Here is an 18,646-nt window from a genome sequence, read left to right on the forward strand (position 1 = left end):
TCCGGGCTTCAACACCGGCGGGCACCTGCAGTTGCACACCGGTCAATAGTCGCCTCCCACATTTTGAGCCAGATCACTAGAATAGAGCCCACGCATCCATTCAGAAGCTCGATATGCCCAACCCTGTCGAACCCGAAGCACTGGCCCAATTGCCGCTGGACGAACTCGTTGCTTGCCACGAATGCGACCTGTTGATGCGCAAACCCGTGCTGCAGCATGACGAAAAGGCCCAATGCCCGCGCTGCGGCTATGAGCTTTACGCCCACCGGCACAACGTGGTCAACCGTAGCCTAGCCCTGGTGCTCACCGCCCTCTTGCTGTTCGTGCCGGCCAATTTCCTGCCGATCATGCAGCTGCACCTGCTTGGCCAGACGTCCGACGATACGGTGTGGAGTGGCGTCTTAGGCCTCTACAACTCCGAAATGCGTGGCGTGGCCGTCGTGGTTTTCCTGTGCAGCATGGCCATTCCCCTGGCAAAACTGCTGTGCCAGTTAGCGGTGCTGCTGAGCATTCGCCTGGATGTAGGGCGCAGCTATGGCTTGTTGTGCTATCGCATCTATCACCATCTGCGCGACTGGGGCATGCTCGAGGTCTACTTCATGGGCGTGCTGGTTGCGATCGTCAAACTGGTAGACCTGGCCGAGTTGACCATCGGGTTGGGCCTATTCTGCTTCATCAGTTTGTTATTGATTCAGGTGTGGCTTGAAGTGGTGATGTCACCGCATCAGATCTGGAGTGCGCTTTCCGGGGAGGATCTCCATGCGGGCGATTGATGCAGGCATCCTTGTCTGCAATGAGTGTCACGAACTGAACAGGCAGGAGGCCGACAGCGCCTCGCAGACATGCACGCGCTGTGGCGCCATCGTGCATGGCCGTCGACCCAACAGCATCGTGCGTACCTGGGCGCTGTTGATTGCGGCTTCCATTCTGTACATCCCTGCCAATCTGTTGCCGATCATGACCGTCAGCACGCTCGGCCAGGGCAGCCCCGATACCATCATGTCGGGCGTCATCACCCTGCTCAAGCACGGCATGGTGCCCATTGCGGCGGTGGTCTTCATTGCCAGTATCCTGGTGCCCACCTTCAAGCTGGTGGGCATCGGCTTGCTGTTGTACTCCGTTCAACGCCGACAGCCGCTTTCTGCGCGCCAGCGGATCCTGATGTACCGCTTCATCGAATTCATCGGACGCTGGTCCATGCTCGATATTTTCGTCATCGCCATTCTGGTGGCGGTAGTGAATTTCGGCCGAATAGCCAGTGTCGAAGCCAACCTGGGTGCTGTCGCCTTTGCCACTGTGGTGATCCTGACGATGCTCGCTGCTTTAACTTTCGATCCCCGACTGATTTGGGATAACACGGAGTCGGATGACGACCATGAGTGACCTGCCTACGGCAAAAACCCGCCCAGCCTCGAACTGGTCGGCCATCTGGATTCTGCCGCTGATTGCGTTGATGATCGGCGGCTGGTTGGCATGGCAGGCGTATCGGGATGCGGGTGTAGAAATCGAAGTTCGTTTCACCACCGGTGAAGGGATCGTCGCCAACAAGACCGAAGTTATCTACAAGGGCATGCCGGTCGGGAAGGTGACGTCACTGGTGCTGGACGCCAAGGGCGACAACCAAGGGGTGATCGCCACCATTGAGATGAACAAGGCGGCAGAACCACACCTGACAACCGGTACGCGCTTCTGGCTGGTCAAGCCAAGCGTCAGCCTGGCGGGTATTTCCGGCCTGGAAACCTTGGTCTCGGGTAACTACATCGCCGTCAGCCCTGGCGAAGGGGAGAAGGCCAAGCGCTTTACCGCCTTGTCCACGGCGCCGCCCTTGTCCGACAGTGAGCCCGGTTTGCACCTGACGCTCAAGGCCGATCGATTGGGGTCGCTCAACCGCGACAGCCCGGTCTTCTACAAGCAGATTCAGGTCGGCCGGGTGAAGAGCTACCGGCTTTCCGATGATCAGGATACGGTCGAGGTCAAGGTATTCATCCAGCCCGCCTACGCCAGCCTGGTGCGCAAACATACGCGTTTCTGGAATGCCAGCGGCATCAGTATCGATGCCAGCCTGTCGGGCGTGAAGGTGCGCAGCGAGTCGCTCTCGAGCATCGTCGCCGGCGGTATTGCCTTTGCGACACCGGAATACCGCAAGGACAGCCCGCCGACCGACCCAAGCCTGCCGTTCCGCCTGTACGAAGACTTCGATGCTGCCCAGGCCGGTATCCGCATCAAGGTCAAGCTGAGTGACTACGAAGGCCTGCAGGCTGGCCGCACGCCGGTGATGTACAAAGGCATACAGGTCGGCTCGCTGAAAGCACTGAAGATGGAGGATAACCTCGGCAGCGCCATGGCCGAGCTCACCCTCGACCCGCTGACCGAGGACTACCTGGTCGAAGGGACGCAGTTCTGGGTGGTCAAACCGTCCATCTCGCTGGCGGGCATCACAGGCCTGGAGGCTTTGGTAAAAGGTAACTACATTGCCATTCGCCCCGGCGAGAAGGGCGCCAAGCCGCTGCGTGAGTTCGAGGCTCGGCCCAAGGCGCCGCCGTTGGACCTCAAGGCACCGGGCCTGCACATGGTGCTGTTCGCCGATACCCTGGGTTCGTTGGAAGTCGGTAGCCCGGTGATGTATCGCCAGGTGAAAGTGGGTAGCGTGCAGAGCTACCAGTTCGCCCACAACAGCAACCGCATCCTGATCGGTGTGCACATCGAGAAGGAGTACGAGAAGCTGGTCAACGGCTCGTCGCGCTTCTGGAATGTCAGTGGTATTACCCTGACCGGTGGGTTGTCGGGCATCAAGATCAAAAGTGAATCACTGCAAACGCTGATGGCGGGCGGTATCGCCTTCGACACGCCAAGGCCTGATGTGGCGCTCAAGCGTCATATTCCACGCTTCCGCCTGCATGACAGCGAGGAGGCGGTCAATCGTGCGGGTACCTTGATCACCATTCGTGTCGACCGTGCCGATGGCTTGAAGCCAGGCACGCCGATCCGCTTCCGTGGCCTGGACGTTGGCAGTATCGAAAGCGTCGACCTGACCGCAGACTTGCAGGCGGTGCTGTTGCGTGCACGTATTACCGAGGCGGCGGAGCGTATTGCCCGGGTCGGCACCCAGTTCTGGGTGGTAAAGCCTGCGCTGGGCCTGGTGCGCACTGAGAACCTCGACACCTTGATTGGTGGGCAATACCTGGAAGTGCAGCCGGCGGCCAAAGACAGAGGCACGCAGCGTGATTTCATTGCCCTGGCAGATGCCCCAGAGGTGGCTGGCCCTGAGGTCGGTTTGCCGTTGACGCTCAGTGCACCGCGGCGTGGCTCGATCAAGCCGGGTGTGCCGGTGACCTACCGTGAAGTTGCAGTCGGCAAGGTGACAGGCTTCGAGCTGGGCCAGAGCGCCGACCGCGTGCTGATCCATATCCTTATCGAGCCGCGCTATGCCGCATTGGTGCGCAGCGGCAGCCGCTTCTGGAACAGCAGTGGCTTTGGTTTCGATTGGGGGCTGTTGAGGGGCGCTACGGTGCGTACCGAGTCGCTGGAGACACTGATCGATGGCGGTATTGCCTTTGCCACCCCGGATGGCGAGCAGATGGGCAACCCGGCACGGCCGCAACAAACCTTTGCCCTGTTCGACAAGGCAGAGGATCAATGGCTGCAGTGGGCGCCGAAGATCCAGATAGCCAAGTGATGGATGCCAGGGCCGCACAATGCGGCCCTGGCTTTGTGTAGGAGTAGCCTTGTGCTGCGAAGAGGCCGGTGCAGGCACCCTTGATGTCAGGTGCTTGCACCGGCCTCTTCGCAGCACAAGGCTGCTCCTACACAAAGCCCGTGTAATGAAAAATCGCAGGCAACAAAAAACCGACCCTAGGGTCGGTTTTTTGACAAGCATGTCGCTTAGGCAGCTGCAGCTTCTTTCAGCGCCTTGATGTGGCCATTCAGACGGCCTTTGTGGCGAGCAGCTTTGTTCTTGTGGATGATGCCTTTATCGGCCATACGGTCGATTACAGGCACAGCCAGAACGTAAGCGGCTTGCGCTTTTTCAGCGTCTTTTGCGTCGATGGCTTTAACTACATTCTTGATGTAGGTGCGGACCATGGAACGCAGGCTGGCGTTGTGGCTGCGACGCTTCTCAGCCTGTTTTGCACGTTTCTTGGCGGAAGGTGTGTTGGCCACCGTCGAGCTCCTCGAAAGACTTTAGGTAAATAGCAAACAAAATAGGCCGCGAATCATGCCGATCAGTCGAACGGATGTCAAGGCCACCTGCAAGGTTCCGCCGAGCGGTGCGCCAACAAGAGGGAAAGATTCCTTTCTGCTGCGCGACCTGTAAACTCGGGAATTTTTGGCTCCCCTGCGAAGGCGCGGGAGTATCGCACATTCGAACGCTGTCTGCAGCGTCCTCTGTCTCTGACGTGAATCTTTTCGATGAATCTGCTCAAATCCCTGGCCGCAGTCAGCTCAATCACCATGATTTCCAGGGTGTTGGGCTTTGTGCGCGACACCATCCTGGCGCGTGTATTTGGTGCCGGCATCGCCACTGATGCCTTTTTCATCGCGTTCAAGCTGCCCAACCTGCTGCGGCGGATTTTTGCCGAGGGGGCGTTTTCGCAAGCGTTCGTGCCGATTCTGGCCGAATACAAGACCCAGCAGGGCGAGGAAGCGACCCGTACCTTTATTGCCTATGTCAGCGGCCTGTTGACCCTGGTCCTGGCCCTGGTCACGGCCGTTGGCATCCTCGCGGCGCCCTGGGTGGTGTGGGCGACAGCGCCTGGGTTCGTCGACAGCGCCGAAAAATACGCGCTCACCACCGACCTGTTGCGGGTGACCTTTCCTTATATATTGCTGATTTCGCTGTCGTCGCTGGCGGGGGCGATCCTCAATACCTGGAACCGATTCTCGGTCCCCGCATTTACCCCGACCCTGCTGAACGTGGCGATGATCTTCTTCGCCGTGGTGCTCACGCCGTATTTCGACCCGCCCATCATGGCGTTGGCCTGGGGTGTACTGGCCGGCGGCCTGGCGCAACTGCTGTACCAGCTGCCGGCACTGAAGAAGATCGGCATGCTCGTACTGCCACGCCTGAACCTGCGCGACACCGGTGTATGGCGCGTGCTCAAGCAGATGCTGCCGGCGATCCTCGGCGTTTCGGTCAGCCAGATATCGCTGATCATCAACACCATCTTCGCCTCGTTCCTGGTGGCCGGCTCGGTGTCGTGGATGTATTACGCCGATCGCCTGATGGAGCTGCCGTCCGGCGTGCTCGGCGTGGCCCTGGGCACCATCCTGCTGCCGACGTTGGCCAAGACCTACGCCAACAAGGACCGCGAAGAATACTCGCGCATCCTCGACTGGGGCCTGCGCCTGTGCTTCCTGCTGGTGTTGCCTTGCACACTGGCCATGGCCATTCTCGCCGAGCCGCTGACTGTGGCGCTGTTCCAGTACGGCAAGTTCAGCGCGTTCGATGCGGCCATGACCCAGCGTGCGTTGATGGCCTATTCTGTGGGCCTGTTGGCGATCATTCTGGTCAAGGTACTGGCACCAGGCTTCTATGCGCAGCAGAATATCCGGACACCCGTGAAGATCGCGGTGTTCACGCTGGTCTGCACTCAGCTGTTGAACCTGGTCCTGGTCGGCCCGCTTGCACATGCTGGCCTGGCCCTGGCGATCAGCCTGGGTGCCTGCCTCAATGCTGGCCTGCTGTTCTGGAAGCTGCGCAGCCAAGGGCTGTTCGAGCCGCAAGCGGGTTGGGCACGCTTCCTGTTCAAGCTGGTATTGGCAGTTACATTGATGTCGGCGGTATTGCTGGCGGGCATGCACGTCATGCCGGCCTGGGAGCAGGGCGGCATGCTCGAGCGCTTCGTGCGTCTCGGGGCGCTGATCCTGGCGGGCATCGTGACGTATTTCGGCTGCCTGTACCTGTGCGGCTTCCGGCCTCGGCATTTTGCCCGCAAGGCCCTGCACTGAGGCCTAGCGCACGTCAGGCGTCGGTTTTTCGCATTCCACGCCACCCCTGGGCGCTGCTGCCTGTCACCGGCGCCCGGGTGTGGTTATAATCGGCCACTTTATGAGCAAGAAGCGCGTTATGCAGCTGGTTCGAGGTCTTCACAACCTGCGCCCCGAGCACCGGGGCTGTGTCGCCACCATTGGCAACTTCGACGGGGTTCACCGCGGCCACCAGGCAATCCTGGCGCGTCTGCGCGAGCGCGGCCAAGCACTTGGCCTGCCGACCTGCGTGGTGATCTTCGAGCCACAGCCGCGCGAATACTTTGCCCCCGATACTGCCCCGGCGCGTCTGGCTCGGCTGCGCGACAAGGTCGAGCTGCTGGCCGCCGAAGGCATCGACCGCGTGCTGTGCCTGGCATTCAACCAGCGCCTGAGCAAGCTCAGCGCCGATGAGTTCGTCAAGGCCATCCTGGTCGACGGCCTGGGCGTGCGGCACCTTGAAGTGGGCGACGACTTCCGCTTTGGCTGCGACCGCGCAGGCGATTTTGCCTTCCTGGTCGAGGCCGGCGACAAGTACGGGTTCACCGTCGAAGCCGCCAACACGGTTATCCAAGATGGGTTGCGGGTCAGCAGCACCGAAGTGCGCAAGGCGTTGTCCGAAGGCGACTTCGAACTGGCCGAGCACCTGCTGGGCCGCCCGTACCGCATCACTGGCCGGGTCTTGCACGGCCAAAAACTCGCGCGCCAACTTGGCACGCCCACCGCCAACATCCAGCTCAAGCGCCGCCGCGTGCCGTTGTCCGGGGTTTACCTGGCCAGCATCGAAATCGACGGCAAGGCCTGGCCGGGTGTCGGCAATATCGGCGTGCGCCCCACCGTTGCTGGTGATGGGCGCCCGCACCTGGAGATTCATCTTCTGGATTATGCCGGCGACCTGTATGGCCGGCGTCTGACGGTGGAGTTCCACCACAAGCTGCGTGAAGAGCAGCGATTCGCCTCCCTTGAGGCGCTGAAGTCGGCGATCGACGCGGACATCGCCGCCGCACGTGCACATTGGCACGCTCAACCGCTAACGAAGAGCCTGAAATGACCGACTACAAAGCCACGCTAAACCTTCCGGACACCGCCTTCCCGATGAAGGCCGGCCTGCCTCAGCGCGAACCGCAGATTCTGCAGCGCTGGGACAGCATTGGCCTGTACCAGAAGCTGCGCGAAATTGGCAAGGATCGTCCGAAGTTCGTCCTGCACGACGGCCCGCCCTATGCCAACGGCAAGATCCACATCGGTCATGCGCTGAACAAGATCCTCAAGGACATGATCGTCCGTTCCAAGACCCTGGCGGGCTTTGACGCGCCCTACGTGCCGGGCTGGGACTGCCATGGCCTGCCGATCGAACACAAGGTCGAAGTCACCCACGGTAAGCACCTGTCCGCCGACCGCACCCGCGAGCTGTGCCGCGAGTACGCCGCCGAGCAGATCGAAGGGCAGAAGACCGAGTTCATCCGCCTGGGTGTGCTGGGCGACTGGGACAACCCTTACAAGACCATGAACTTCGCCAACGAGGCCGGTGAAATCCGTGCCCTGGCCGAGATGGTCAAGCAAGGTTTCGTGTTCAAGGGCCTCAAGCCTGTGAACTGGTGCTTCGATTGCGGTTCGGCACTGGCCGAAGCCGAAGTCGAATACGCCGACAAGAAGTCGCAGACCATCGACGTGGCCTTCCCGGTCGCCGACGCCGACAAGCTGGCCGCCGCCTTTGGCCTGGCCTCGCTGGCCAAGCCTGCCGCCATCGTGATCTGGACCACCACCCCGTGGACCATCCCTGCCAACCAGGCGCTGAACATCCACCCGGAGTTCAAGTACGCCCTGGTCGACACTGGCGAGCGCCTGCTGGTGCTGGCTGAAGAGCTGGTCGAGTCGTGCCTCAAGCGTTACAACCTGGAAGGCTCGGTGGTTGCGACCGCCCAAGGCTCGGCCCTGGAGCTGATCAACTTCCGCCACCCGTTCTACGACCGCCTGTCGCCACTCTACCTGGCTGACTACGTCGAGCTGGGCGCCGGTACTGGTGTGGTCCACTCCGCACCTGCCTACGGTGAAGACGACTTCGTCACCTGCAAGCGCTATGGCATGGTCAACGACGACATCCTCACGCCGGTGCAAAGCAACGGCGTGTATGTCGAGTCGCTGGAGTTCTTTGGCGGCCAGTTCATCTGGAAGGCCAACCCGGCCATCGTCGAGAAGCTGGGCGAAGTCGGTGCGCTGATGCACTCCGAAACCATCAGCCACAGCTACATGCACTGCTGGCGCCACAAAACCCCGCTGATCTACCGCGCCACCGCGCAGTGGTTCGTCGGCATGGACAAGCAGCCAACCACCGGCGAGCCGCTGCGTGAGCGCGCGCTCAAGGCCATCGAAGAAACCAAGTTCGTCCCGGCCTGGGGCCAGGCGCGCCTGCACTCGATGATCGCCAATCGACCGGACTGGTGCATCTCGCGTCAGCGCAACTGGGGTGTGCCGATCCCGTTCTTCCTGCACAAGCAGACCGGCGAGCTGCACCCGCGTACCGTCGAGCTGATGGAAACCGTGGCCAAGCGCGTCGAGCAAGAAGGCATCGAGGCCTGGTTCAAGCTGGACGCCGCCGAACTGCTCGGTGACGAAGCCGGCCAGTACGACAAGATCACCGACACCCTGGACGTGTGGTTCGACTCCGGCACCACCCACTGGCACGTGCTGCGTGGCTCGCACGACATCGGCCACGCTACCGGCCCGGTCGCCGACCTGTACCTGGAAGGCTCCGACCAGCACCGCGGCTGGTTCCACTCGTCCTTGCTGACCGGTTGCGCCATCGACAACCACGCGCCGTACCGCGAGTTGCTGACCCACGGCTTCACCGTGGACGAGAACGGCCGCAAGATGTCCAAGTCGCTGGGCAACACCATCGAGCCGGAAAAGGTCAACAACACCCTGGGTGCCGACATCCTGCGCCTGTGGGTTTCGGCCACCGACTACTCCGGTGAGATGGCGGTTTCCGAGCAGATCCTGCAGCGTAGCGCCGACGCCTACCGCCGTATCCGCAACACCGCGCGCTTCCTGCTGTCCAACCTGTCGGGCTTCGACCCGTCCCGCGACCTGCTGGCCCCAGAGGACATGCTGGCCCTGGACCGTTGGGCAGTGGACCGCACGCTGCTGCTGCAGCGCGAGCTGGAAGAGCACTACAGCGAGTACCGCTTCTGGAACGTCTACTCGAAGATCCACAACTTCTGCGTGCAGGAGCTGGGTGGCTTCTACCTCGACATCATCAAGGACCGCCAGTACACCACCGGCGCCAACAGTGTCGCGCGCCGTTCGTGCCAGTCTGCGCTGTACCACATCAGCGAAGCACTGGTGCGCTGGATCGCGCCGATCCTGGCCTTCACCGCCGACGAAATCTGGCAGTACCTGCCGGGCGAGCGCAACGAGTCGGTGATGCTAAACGGCTGGTACCAGGGCCTGAGCGAGCTGCCGGCAGGCACCGAGCTTGACCGTGCCTATTGGGACCGCGTCATGGCGGTCAAGGCATCGGTCAACAAGGAGCTGGAAAATCAGCGTACCGCCAAGGTCATCGGTGGCAACCTGCAAGCCGAAGTTACCCTGTACGCCGAAGAAGGCCTGAGCGCCGACCTGAGCAAGCTGGGCGACGAACTGCGCTTCGTGCTGATCACCTCAGCTGCCAGCGTGGTGCCGTTCGTGCAGGCACCGGCGGATGCCGTGGCGACCGAAGTCGAAGGCCTCAAGCTGAAAGTGGTCAAGTCCGGCCACGCCAAGTGCGGCCGCTGCTGGCACTTCCGCGCCGACGTTGGCAGCCACCCGGAGCACCCGGAAATCTGCAGCCGTTGCGTCGACAACCTGAGCGGTTCGGGCGAGGTGCGCCACTATGCCTAACCCTGTTGCGGGGCGCTTCGGGCGCCTTGCCTGGCTCTGGCTGAGCCTGGTGGTCCTGGTCCTTGACCAGGTCACCAAGGTCTATTTCGAAGGCAAGTTGAGCCTGTACCAGCAGATCGTGGTCATTCCTGACTACTTCAGCTGGACCCTGGCCTACAACACCGGGGCGGCGTTCAGCTTCCTCGCCGACAGCTCCGGCTGGCAGCGTTGGCTGTTCGCCCTGATCGCCCTGGTGGTCAGTGCGGTGCTGGTGGTCTGGCTCAAGCGCCTGGGGCGCAGCGAGACCTGGCTGGCCGTCGCCTTGGCATTGGTGCTGGGTGGTGCGCTGGGTAACCTGTATGACCGCATCGTGCTTGGCCACGTGGTCGACTTCATCCTGGTGCACTGGCAGAACCGCCATTATTTCCCGGCCTTCAACCTGGCCGACAGTGCCATCACCGTTGGTGCGGTGATGCTGGCGCTGGATATGTTCAAGAGCAAGAAGTCCGAGGAGCCTGTCCATGACTGACACCCGTATTGGCCAGAACACCGAAGTCACCTTGCACTTCGCCCTGCACCTTGAAAACGGCGACACGGTCGACAGCACGTTCGACAAGTCGCCCGCCATGTTCAAGGTAGGTGACGGCAACCTGCTGCCCGGTTTCGAAGCCGCGCTGTTCGGCTTCAAGGCCGGCGACAAGCGCACCGTCACCGTGGCCCCGGAGAACGCCTTCGGCCAACCGAACCCGCAGAATGTGCAAGTGATGCCGCGCTCGCAGTTCACCGACATGGAGTTGTCCGAAGGCCTGCTGGTGATCTTCAACGACGCCGCCAACGCCGAGCTGCCGGGCGTGGTCAAAGCCTTCGATGACGCGCAGGTGACCATCGACTTCAATCACCCACTGGCTGGCAAGACCCTGAGCTTCGAGGTGGAGATCCTCGATGTGAAGGCCTTGTAAGCCTGGAGCCGAGCATGCAAATCAAACTCGCCAACCCTCGCGGCTTTTGCGCGGGGGTCGACCGGGCGATCGAGATCGTCAACCGTGCCCTGGAAGTCTTCGGCCCGCCGATTTACGTACGCCACGAAGTGGTGCACAACAAGTTCGTGGTCGAAGACCTGCGCAACCGCGGTGCCATCTTCGTCGAAGAGCTGGAGCAGGTGCCTGACGACGTCATCGTCATCTTCAGCGCCCATGGCGTTTCCCAGGCCGTGCGCCAGGAAGCGGCCGGGCGTGGCCTGAAGGTGTTCGATGCCACGTGCCCCCTGGTCACCAAGGTGCACATCGAGGTGGCCAAGTACAGCCGCGACGGCCGTGAGTGCATTCTCATCGGCCACGCCGGGCACCCGGAAGTGGAAGGCACCATGGGGCAGTACGACGCCAGCAACGGCGGCGCCATCTACCTCGTCGAAGACGAGGAGGATGTTGCCAAGCTGCAGGTGCGCGACCCGGACCACCTGGCCTTCGTGACCCAGACCACGCTGTCGATGGATGACACCAGCCGTGTCATCGATGCCCTGCGTGCGCGCTTCCCGAACATCGGTGGCCCGCGCAAGGATGACATCTGCTACGCCACCCAGAACCGCCAGGATGCAGTCAAGCAACTGGCCGACGAATGTGACGTGGTCCTGGTGGTCGGCAGCCCGAACAGCTCCAACTCCAACCGCCTGCGTGAGCTGGCCGAGCGCATGGGCACCCCGGCCTACCTGATCGATGGTGCCGAGGACCTGCAGCGCAGCTGGTTTGGCGACGCCGCCCGCATCGGCATCACGGCGGGTGCTTCTGCCCCAGAGGTGCTGGTGCGTGGTGTGATCGAGCAGCTCAAGGCGTGGGGCGCTTCTGGCGCCGAAGAGCTCGATGGGCGTGAAGAGAACATCACGTTCTCGATGCCCAAAGAGCTGCGGGTTCGTTCGCTGATCTGATCAAGAGCGTGCGCACAGAGAGCCCCGCTCGGGCTCACCTGTGCGCACGCTGATTCTGCCGCTGGTCGACAGCACGACGTGATGCTGGCCGGTGGGGGAGGCGCGTTCGCAGATCTCCAGTGTTGAATTGCTACGCCCCAGCGGAACACCTACTGCACTGAACCTCACCTGCCCCGGGGTGTTGTGAGCAATTCTCAGCGGCCGCGACAAGCGGTGTTCACGCAGCACCTGCTGATTGTGTTCAAGCACCACACGCCAACCCTTACCCCAATCGCTTTCCATCGGCTGCACCAGCACTGTCTGGCCTTGCAGCAAGGCGTGGCTGCGCGCGCTGCGCAGTGCCTGCGCCAGGTCCCGCGCTGCGGCTGCGCTATGTAAGTCATCAGAAAGCCCGGTGTAGGCCGGCATCCCCAGCTGTGTCAGAACGGCCGCCATGGCCAGCGCCAACATCATTTGTATCAGTGTTGCACCCTGTTGCCGCACCGTGCATTTCTCCCTGGACGTGCTTCGCTTCAGCTTCAACGTCGCAGGGCAATTGATCCAGTCGCCCAGTGATTAAACAGCTGCAGGAAAAGTCGCAGGGGGCGCAGGGATGCGAACGATGGAAGGGGGCATGACGCTTCTCGAGGTACTGCTGGCCATGGTGGTCGTGGCGGTGGGCCTGTTTGCCGCTGCTGCGCTGCAGGTGCGCGCACTGCAGGCAACCGACAGCGCACGGCACGACGCGCAGGCCGCCTTGTTGAAACACACGCAGCTAGAGCGGAGCAGGGCAGCTGATGCGCGGAAGGTGCAGCGTTGAAGCGCGCACAAGGCGGCTTCAGCCTGCTTGAAGGGGTACTGGCGCTCGCCATCGGTTTGGGGCTGCTGGCGGCGGCTAGCCAGCTGTTCGTGTCTGCCCATGAAACCTGGCGGCTGCAAGGTGTGGCCGCACGCCTGCAGGATGATGCCCGGCTGGCCTTGCAGCGCATGGCCCAGGATATTCGCATGGCCGGCATGTTCGGTTGCCTGCGCTTGCAGCCCGGCGATTTCAACGACCCGGAAGCACTTCAGGCATTCGCCCGACCGCTGCACGTGAGCCCCACCAGCCTGAGCCTGGTGGTCGCCGAGCTGCCAGGGCATAGCGGTGCTCCAGGTTGGACGCTGCTGACCAACTGCACCGACGAGGCCCACGTGTACAAGGGGCGAGCTGAAAGCAGCGGTCAGCTGTTGGCGTTCCCTATCAGCCGGCACGTGTATGCGCTGGAAGACGGTACGTTGAAGTTCCGGCGACGAGGTACTCCGCAACCGTTGGTCGACCATGTGCGCGAGATGCGCGTGGCGTTCGTCGAAACACCGCAGGGCGGGCGGGTAGATGTGCACCTGACCCTGTACGAGCCCACCCTGCGCATCGAACAGCAGCATGCGCTGAGTGTGGCGCTGCGTAACCCGGTGCCCGAACTGTGAAGCGCCAACGCGGCGTGGTGTTGCTGTTGGCGCTGGTGCTGAGCTTGCTGCTTGGTCTGATCGCGGCCTCGGCGCTGCGAGATGCGCTGGTTGAAACACGCATGGCCGGCTACTGGCGTGATGGGCTCAAGGCACTTGAGGAAGCCGAACAGACACTGCTGCTGGCTGTTGACCAGCTAACGCTGGTTACGCCCCCGCTGTGCAAGCCCTGCCAGCCGCCACAACGCCCGCACGACTTGCAAGGCAGCTGGCAGCGCATCGAAAGCGGCTATTTTCAGGTGCAAAACCTTGGCACAAGCGACCGCGTCGCACACTTGCCCGAGGGCCAACAGGCCACCTTGTTCAGGGTGACTGCCGTCAGCCGACAGGTCGAGTCGCGCCATGTACTTGAAGCGGTGTATGCCCTGTCAGGTGATGAGGTGCGGCGCATCCTCTGGCGACAACGATTGGGGGAACCTTGACATGCAGCAAGGCCTGACCCTGATCGAATTGTTGATTGTCGTGGCCGTGACCGGCATTCTGGCAGCCATTGCCTACCCCAGTTACAGCGACCAGCTTCGGCGAGCCGCACGCAGTGAAGTGGTTGGCCTGCTGCATGACGCTGCCTTGCGCCTGGAGCGCCACCGCGTGCGCACGGGCCAATACGCCGAAGGCGAGCTGGCCTTGCCCACTGCCAACCGTCATTACAGCCTGCAGGCCCAGCGCAGCAGCGATACCTTTACGCTGAGCGCAAGGCGGCTGCCGAATGGCCTGATGGCCGATGACCGCTGTGGTGATTTTCAGCTCGACCAAAGCGGCGTGCAGAGCAACCCGGGCAGCCTGGAAGGCCGCGAGCGATGCTGGGGAAGCTGAAGAATGAATGATGCCCGGCGCATCGCGGTTTTACTTCAGGTGTTTGGATCGACAGATGAGCAAGCAAGTAGTGGTGGTCGGCGGCGGGGTTATCGGCCTGCTGACGGCATTCAACCTGGCGGCGAGCGTCGGGCAGGTCGTGGTCTGCGATCAGGGGGAGGTCGGCCGCGAGTCGTCCTGGGCCGGCGGCGGTATCGTCTCGCCGCTGTACCCATGGCGCTACAGCCCGGCGGTAACCGCTTTGGCGCATTGGTCCCAGGATTTTTATCCACAACTGGGCGAGCACCTGTTCGCTACCACGGGCATTGATCCGCAAGTCCATACTACTGGGTTGTATTGGTTGGACCTGGATGATGAAGCCGAGGCATTGGCCTGGGCCGAGCGCGAGCGACGCCCGCTCAGTGCTGTGGATATCTCGGCGGCCTATGACGCCGTACCGGTGCTGGGCCCTGGCTTCAAGCGCGCCATTTACATGGCGGGTGTGGCCAACGTGCGTAATCCACGCTTGGTGAAGTCGCTCAAGGCAGCATTGCTGGCGCTACCAAACGTGAGCTTGCGTGAGCACTGCCAGGTGACAGGCTTCCGGCATGAGTGTGAGCGCGTTACCGGTGTGCAGACGGCGGATGGCGTGATCAATGCCGATGAAGTGGTACTGAGCGCAGGCGCGTGGAGCGGCGACCTGCTGCGCACGCTGGGCCTGGAACTGCCGGTAGAGCCGGTGAAGGGCCAGATGATCCTGTTCAAGTGTGCCGAGGACTTTTTGCCGAGCATGGTGCTGGCCAAGGGGCGCTACGCCATTCCGCGCCGTGACGGGCATATTCTGGTGGGCAGTACGCTGGAGCATGCTGGTTACGACAAAACCCCGACCGAGCAGGCGCTGGAAAGCCTCAAGGCTTCGGCGGTCGAGTTGCTGCCGGAACTGGCAGAGGCCACGGTGGTGGGGCATTGGGCAGGGCTGCGGCCGGGGTCGCCGGAAGGTATTCCGTATATCGGGCCGGTGCCTGGGCATGATGGGTTGTGGCTCAATTGCGGGCATTACCGCAATGGGCTGGTGCTGGCGCCCGCGTCTTGCCAGCTGTTCGTCGATTTGCTGACCGGAGCTGAGCCGATCATCGACCCGGCGCCGTATGCGCCCGCAGGGCGCTTGGGCTGAGAGTGCCGGGCTCGCTTTGCGGGCCTTTCGCGACACAAGGCCGCTCCTACAGGCGATGACGCTGTTCTGTAGGAGCGGCCTCGCGTCGCGATTGGGGCGCGCAGCGCCCCCATTCAGCGAATCCCGCCTCAGCGCGATTGCCCAGGCCCCTGCTCAAGGTGCGCCTGGCTGCAGTACCACTCCTTGCCCAGCTGCAACGCCCGGTCATTGGGCAGGTGCACGCCACAATGGGCGCAGCGCACCATCTTCAGCGGGTCGTCGAGTTTGGGCTCAGGGTGGGATTGCTGGCTGATCTTGAACTTGCGCCACAGCCAGAACGCGGCGGCGATCAGGGCGATCCAGAAAAGTAGGCGAACCATGGTGTCCAGCTTGTCGAATGAAGAAGCCGACAGTCTAGGACGCAGCCAATAAAAAAGGGAGGCCCAAGGCCTCCCTTTCTTGTGTTGCGATCAATCAGTCGAACAGACCAAAGGTCATGTAGCTGAACCACGAACGGTCCTGCTCGGCTTCTTTCGGGCCGGGCGGCAGAATCACGTCGCCGTTTTCGTCTTTCGGCAGCAGCTCTTGCGGCATCTCGGAGCGCGCGTCCTGGAACTGCTTGACCACGTCCTGGTTGGCGCGGGTTTCGCCCGGCGGCAGCGGGGCGTCGGTTTCGATCAGGCCCAGGGTCGCCTTGGACAGCCAGCCACGGCCGTCAGACTCGGTCTGCTTGGGCTGGAACTCGCCATCGACCAGGCTCGGGTGGTCAGGGTAGTTGAGCTTGAGGGTTTCCAGGCTGGTGGCAGCCAGTTCGTCCAGGTGCATCTTCTGGTACGCCTCGACCATGATTGCCAGGCCGTCACCGACCGATGGCGTTTCCTGGAAGTTCTCGACCACGTAGCGGCCACGGTTGGCGGCAGCCACATAAGCCTGGCGGCCCAGGTAGTAGTCGGCCACGTGGATCTCGTAGGAGGCCAGCAGGTTGCGCAGGTAGATCATGCGCTGCTTGGCGTCCGGCGCGTAGCGGCTGTTCGGGAAGCGGCTGGTCAGCTGGGCGAACTCGTTGTACGAGTCACGGGCGGCACCCGGGTCACGTTTGGTCATGTCCAGCGGCAGGAAGCGCGCCAGCAGGCCACGGTCCTGGTCGAACGACGTCAGGCCCTTGAGGTAGTAGGCGTAGTCGACGTTCGGGTGCTGCGGGTGCAGGCGGATGAAACGCTCGGCGGCGGACTTGGCGGCCTCCGGCTCGGTGTTCTTGTAGTTGGCGTAGATCAGTTCGAGCTGCGCCTGGTCGGCGTAACGGCCGAACGGGTAACGCGACTCCAGGGCCTTGAGCTTGTTCACGGCGCTGGTGTAGCTGGAATTGTCCAGGTCAGCCTGGGCCTGCTGGTACAGCTCGGCTTCGCTGAGGTTCTCGTCAATGACTTCCTTGTTAGAGGAACAGGCCGCGGTAAGCCCGAGGATGGCGATCAGCAGCAGGTGTTTCACTTGCATGGCGGCTTGCGTCCCTTTGACGGCCGCTGTCTTGGGCGGTGCCGTCCTGTTATGATGAGCGCCCCGGCCAACCCCGGGACAAAAGAAGCCGTATTTAACCACAAGCTCGCAGCCGAAACCAAAGGCTGTGCGCCCGCCGAATCGAGCATGTCCGAGATCATTCAACTTAGCGCAGAGGTACCGTCCGATCTGGGCGGTCAACGCCTCGACCAGGTCGCCGCCCAATTGTTCGCCGAGTACTCGCGTTCGCGGCTTACTACGTGGATCAAAGAGGGCCGCCTGACGGTCGATGGTGCCGTCGTGCGCCCTCGAGACACCGTCTATGGTGGCTCTTTGCTTGCCCTACAGGCCGAACAAGAGGCCCAGGGCGAGTGGATCGCAGAAGACATCGAGCTGGATATCGTCTACGAAGACGACCATATCATGGTGATCAACAAGCCTGCCGGGCTGGTTGTGCACCCGGCCGCCGGCCATGCCAGCGGTACCCTGCTCAATGCCTTGCTGCACCACGTGCCAGACATCATCAACGTGCCGCGCGCCGGTATCGTCCACCGTCTGGACAAGGACACCACCGGTCTGATGGTGGTGGCCAAGACCCTGCAGGCGCAGACCCGGCTGGTCGAGCAAATGCAAAGCCGCAAGGTCAGCCGCATCTATGAGTGCATCGTGATTGGTGTGGTGACCTCCGGCGGCAAGATCGACGCCCCGATCGGTCGCCACGGCGGCATGCGCCAGCGCATGGCGGTAACCGACGGCGGCAAGCCGGCGGTCAGCCACTACCGTGTGCTCAAGCGCTTCCGCTCCCACACTCACGTGCGGGTCAAGCTGGAAACCGGCCGTACCCACCAGATCCGTGTGCACATGGCCCATGTGGGCTTTCCACTGGTCGGCGACCAGACGTACGGTGGGCGCTTCCGCATTCCGCCGGCTGCCAGCCCAACCATGGTCGAGGCGGTCAAGACCTTCCCGCGTCAGGCGCTGCATGCGCGTTTCCTCGCGCTGGCCCACCCGATTACCGGTGAAATCATGAAGTGGGAATCGCCGTTGCCTGATGATTTCCTCTGGTTGCTGACACTGCTGAACGAAGACCGCGAGAGCTTTATCGGATGAACGGTCTGACGCAGGCGCTGCTGTTTCCTGACTGGCCGGCCCCGGCCTCGGTTCGCGCTTGTGTCACTACGCGTCAGGGCGGCGTCAGCCTGCCGCCCTATGAAGCGTTCAACCTGGGTGATCACGTGGGTGATGACCCTGTCGCAGTCGCCGAAAACCGCCGCCGTCTGAGCGATGAATTTGCTATCCAGCCTGCCTGGCTCAAGCAAGTGCATGGCTTGGTGGTGGCGGATGCCGACCCGGCCGTGGTGGCCGAGGCCGACGCCAGCTGGACTGATCAGCCCGGTATCGCCTGCACCGTAATGACTGCCGATTGCCTGCCCGCACTGTTCTGTGACCGTGCGGGTACCCGCGTGGCTGCAGCCCATGCTGGCTGGCGCGGGTTGGCGGGCGGGGTACTGGAAGCGACCCTCGACCGTTTGGCCCTGCCGCCTGAAGACGTGCTGGTGTGGCTGGGCCCGGCCATTGGCCCGCAGGCCTTCGAAGTGGGGCTGGAAGTGCGCGATGCCTTTACTGCCGTGCACCCGGAGGCTGCCAAGGCCTTTGTCGACGGTGAGCGGCCGGGCAAGCTGATGGCCGACATCTATGCGCTGGCGCGTATTCGCCTGGCGGCGCGTGGCGTGACAGCGGTGTATGGCGGTGGTTTCTGCACGGTCAGCGACTCACGGTTCTTCTCGTATCGCCGCACGCCCCAAGGTGGGCGGTTTGCCTCGTTGGTCTGGCTAGCCCCTCGCTGACGTATCACGCCTCTACGCGGGCAAGCCCTCAACGCAGCCACCACTAATCCATCAGGTTGACTTCGGTCAACCCCGCTACGCTTGAATCTTCCAGAATCACCCATATCTATTGGTCATCTCTGGCAGGTTTCT

20 protein-coding genes are annotated in these 18,646 nt (G+C 62.4%); 16 read left to right on the plus strand and 4 right to left on the minus strand.

Translation table 11 applies throughout. The annotated features are described in order from the left end of the window. Positions 1-113 precede the first annotated feature (113 nt). Genes GIB19_RS25780 through GIB19_RS25790 form a run of 3 tightly spaced genes read left to right on the plus strand, consistent with a single transcriptional unit; the run spans position 114 to position 3,676 of the window. Positions 114-773 carry a paraquat-inducible protein A gene (locus GIB19_RS25780; RefSeq protein WP_027594582.1) on the plus strand — a complete coding sequence of 220 codons (660 nt, stop codon included), beginning with the start codon at positions 114-116 and terminating at the stop codon, positions 771-773. Next, positions 760-1,383 carry a paraquat-inducible protein A gene (locus GIB19_RS25785; protein WP_099428267.1) on the plus strand — a complete coding sequence of 208 codons (624 nt, stop codon included), beginning with the start codon at positions 760-762 and terminating at the stop codon, positions 1,381-1,383. The genes GIB19_RS25780 and GIB19_RS25785 overlap by 14 nt, the downstream gene beginning before the upstream one ends. Further along, complete coding sequence (locus GIB19_RS25790) at positions 1,376-3,676, plus strand: PqiB family protein (RefSeq protein ID WP_099428268.1); 2,301 nt, start codon at positions 1,376-1,378, stop codon at positions 3,674-3,676. The genes GIB19_RS25785 and GIB19_RS25790 overlap by 8 nt, the downstream gene beginning before the upstream one ends. A 206-nt stretch (positions 3,677-3,882) precedes the next feature. Here GIB19_RS25790 and rpsT read toward each other — a convergent pair whose 3' ends face one another. Continuing rightward, positions 3,883-4,161 (minus strand): 30S ribosomal protein S20, encoded by a 279-nt coding sequence (gene rpsT / locus GIB19_RS25795; RefSeq protein ID WP_003247625.1) that lies wholly within the window; start codon positions 4,159-4,161, stop codon positions 3,883-3,885. Positions 4,162-4,410: 249 nt separating this feature from the next. Between rpsT and murJ the strand changes: the two genes are divergently transcribed. The 6 genes from murJ (at position 4,411) to ispH (ending at position 11,746) form a co-directional block, all read left to right on the plus strand. Then, positions 4,411-5,949: a murein biosynthesis integral membrane protein MurJ gene (gene murJ, locus GIB19_RS25800; protein ID WP_099428269.1), complete on the plus strand. Its 1,539-nt coding sequence runs from the start codon at positions 4,411-4,413 to the stop codon at positions 5,947-5,949. A 118-nt stretch (positions 5,950-6,067) separates the two neighbouring features. Continuing rightward, positions 6,068-7,018 (plus strand): bifunctional riboflavin kinase/FAD synthetase, encoded by a 951-nt coding sequence (ribF, locus tag GIB19_RS25805; protein ID WP_027594578.1) that lies wholly within the window; start codon positions 6,068-6,070, stop codon positions 7,016-7,018. Then, positions 7,015-9,846, plus strand: coding sequence for an isoleucine--tRNA ligase (gene ileS, locus GIB19_RS25810; protein WP_274888540.1), 2,832 nt, complete (start codon positions 7,015-7,017; stop codon positions 9,844-9,846). Before ribF ends, ileS begins: the two co-directional genes overlap by 4 nt. After that, positions 9,839-10,354, plus strand: coding sequence for a signal peptidase II (gene lspA, locus GIB19_RS25815; RefSeq protein WP_027594576.1), 516 nt, complete (start codon positions 9,839-9,841; stop codon positions 10,352-10,354). The genes ileS and lspA overlap by 8 nt, the downstream gene beginning before the upstream one ends. Then, positions 10,347-10,784 (plus strand): FKBP-type peptidyl-prolyl cis-trans isomerase, encoded by a 438-nt coding sequence (gene fkpB / locus GIB19_RS25820; protein ID WP_085274283.1) that lies wholly within the window; start codon positions 10,347-10,349, stop codon positions 10,782-10,784. Before lspA ends, fkpB begins: the two co-directional genes overlap by 8 nt. Before the next feature lie 14 nt (positions 10,785-10,798). Continuing rightward, positions 10,799-11,746: a 4-hydroxy-3-methylbut-2-enyl diphosphate reductase gene (ispH, locus tag GIB19_RS25825; protein WP_027594574.1), complete on the plus strand. Its 948-nt coding sequence runs from the start codon at positions 10,799-10,801 to the stop codon at positions 11,744-11,746. On the opposite strand, the gene GIB19_RS25830 is transcribed toward ispH, so the two are convergent. After that, positions 11,747-12,229 carry a GspH/FimT family pseudopilin gene (locus GIB19_RS25830; RefSeq protein ID WP_099428270.1) on the minus strand — a complete coding sequence of 161 codons (483 nt, stop codon included), beginning with the start codon at positions 12,227-12,229 and terminating at the stop codon, positions 11,747-11,749. Positions 12,230-12,338: 109 nt separating this feature from the next. Between GIB19_RS25830 and GIB19_RS25835 the strand changes: the two genes are divergently transcribed. From GIB19_RS25835 to thiO, 5 genes are read left to right on the plus strand one after another with little or no spacing between them, the layout of a single operon-like run. After that, positions 12,339-12,545, plus strand: coding sequence for a prepilin-type N-terminal cleavage/methylation domain-containing protein (locus GIB19_RS25835; protein ID WP_085274286.1), 207 nt, complete (start codon positions 12,339-12,341; stop codon positions 12,543-12,545). Further along, positions 12,542-13,189 (plus strand): PilW family protein, encoded by a 648-nt coding sequence (locus tag GIB19_RS25840; RefSeq protein WP_274888541.1) that lies wholly within the window; start codon positions 12,542-12,544, stop codon positions 13,187-13,189. The genes GIB19_RS25835 and GIB19_RS25840 overlap by 4 nt, the downstream gene beginning before the upstream one ends. Next, on the plus strand, positions 13,186-13,650 hold the full coding sequence (locus GIB19_RS25845; RefSeq protein WP_274888543.1) for a hypothetical protein: 465 nt from the start codon (positions 13,186-13,188) through the stop codon (positions 13,648-13,650). Before GIB19_RS25840 ends, GIB19_RS25845 begins: the two co-directional genes overlap by 4 nt. Position 13,651: 1 nt before the next feature. Then, positions 13,652-14,041 carry a type IV pilin protein gene (locus tag GIB19_RS25850; RefSeq protein ID WP_027594569.1) on the plus strand — a complete coding sequence of 130 codons (390 nt, stop codon included), beginning with the start codon at positions 13,652-13,654 and terminating at the stop codon, positions 14,039-14,041. A gap of 55 nt (positions 14,042-14,096) precedes the next feature. Further along, entirely contained in the window at positions 14,097-15,194 is a 1,098-nt protein-coding gene (gene thiO / locus GIB19_RS25855; RefSeq protein WP_274888544.1) for a glycine oxidase ThiO, read from the plus strand. Between the two features lie 128 nt (positions 15,195-15,322). On the opposite strand, the gene GIB19_RS25860 is transcribed toward thiO, so the two are convergent. Both GIB19_RS25860 and GIB19_RS25865 read right to left on the minus strand, forming a co-directional pair. Continuing rightward, positions 15,323-15,553 carry a PP0621 family protein gene (locus GIB19_RS25860; protein ID WP_099428274.1) on the minus strand — a complete coding sequence of 77 codons (231 nt, stop codon included), beginning with the start codon at positions 15,551-15,553 and terminating at the stop codon, positions 15,323-15,325. 94 nt (positions 15,554-15,647) lie between these two features. After that, positions 15,648-16,667 carry an outer membrane protein assembly factor BamD gene (locus GIB19_RS25865; RefSeq protein WP_099428275.1) on the minus strand — a complete coding sequence of 340 codons (1,020 nt, stop codon included), beginning with the start codon at positions 16,665-16,667 and terminating at the stop codon, positions 15,648-15,650. 147 nt (positions 16,668-16,814) lie between these two features. Here GIB19_RS25865 and rluD point away from each other — a divergent pair, with 147 nt between their 5' ends. Next, the gene (gene rluD / locus GIB19_RS25870; RefSeq protein WP_085274311.1) at positions 16,815-17,777 is read left to right on the plus strand and encodes a 23S rRNA pseudouridine(1911/1915/1917) synthase RluD; all 963 of its coding nucleotides are present in this window, start codon (positions 16,815-16,817) and stop codon (positions 17,775-17,777) included. Continuing rightward, positions 17,774-18,514: a peptidoglycan editing factor PgeF gene (pgeF, locus tag GIB19_RS25875; protein ID WP_027594564.1), complete on the plus strand. Its 741-nt coding sequence runs from the start codon at positions 17,774-17,776 to the stop codon at positions 18,512-18,514. The genes rluD and pgeF overlap by 4 nt, the downstream gene beginning before the upstream one ends. Positions 18,515-18,646 lie beyond the last annotated feature (132 nt).

Source organism: Pseudomonas sp. ITEM 17296 (assembly GCF_028895205.1).
GTDB classification, from domain to species: Bacteria; Pseudomonadota; Gammaproteobacteria; order Pseudomonadales; family Pseudomonadaceae; genus Aquipseudomonas; species Aquipseudomonas kermanshahensis.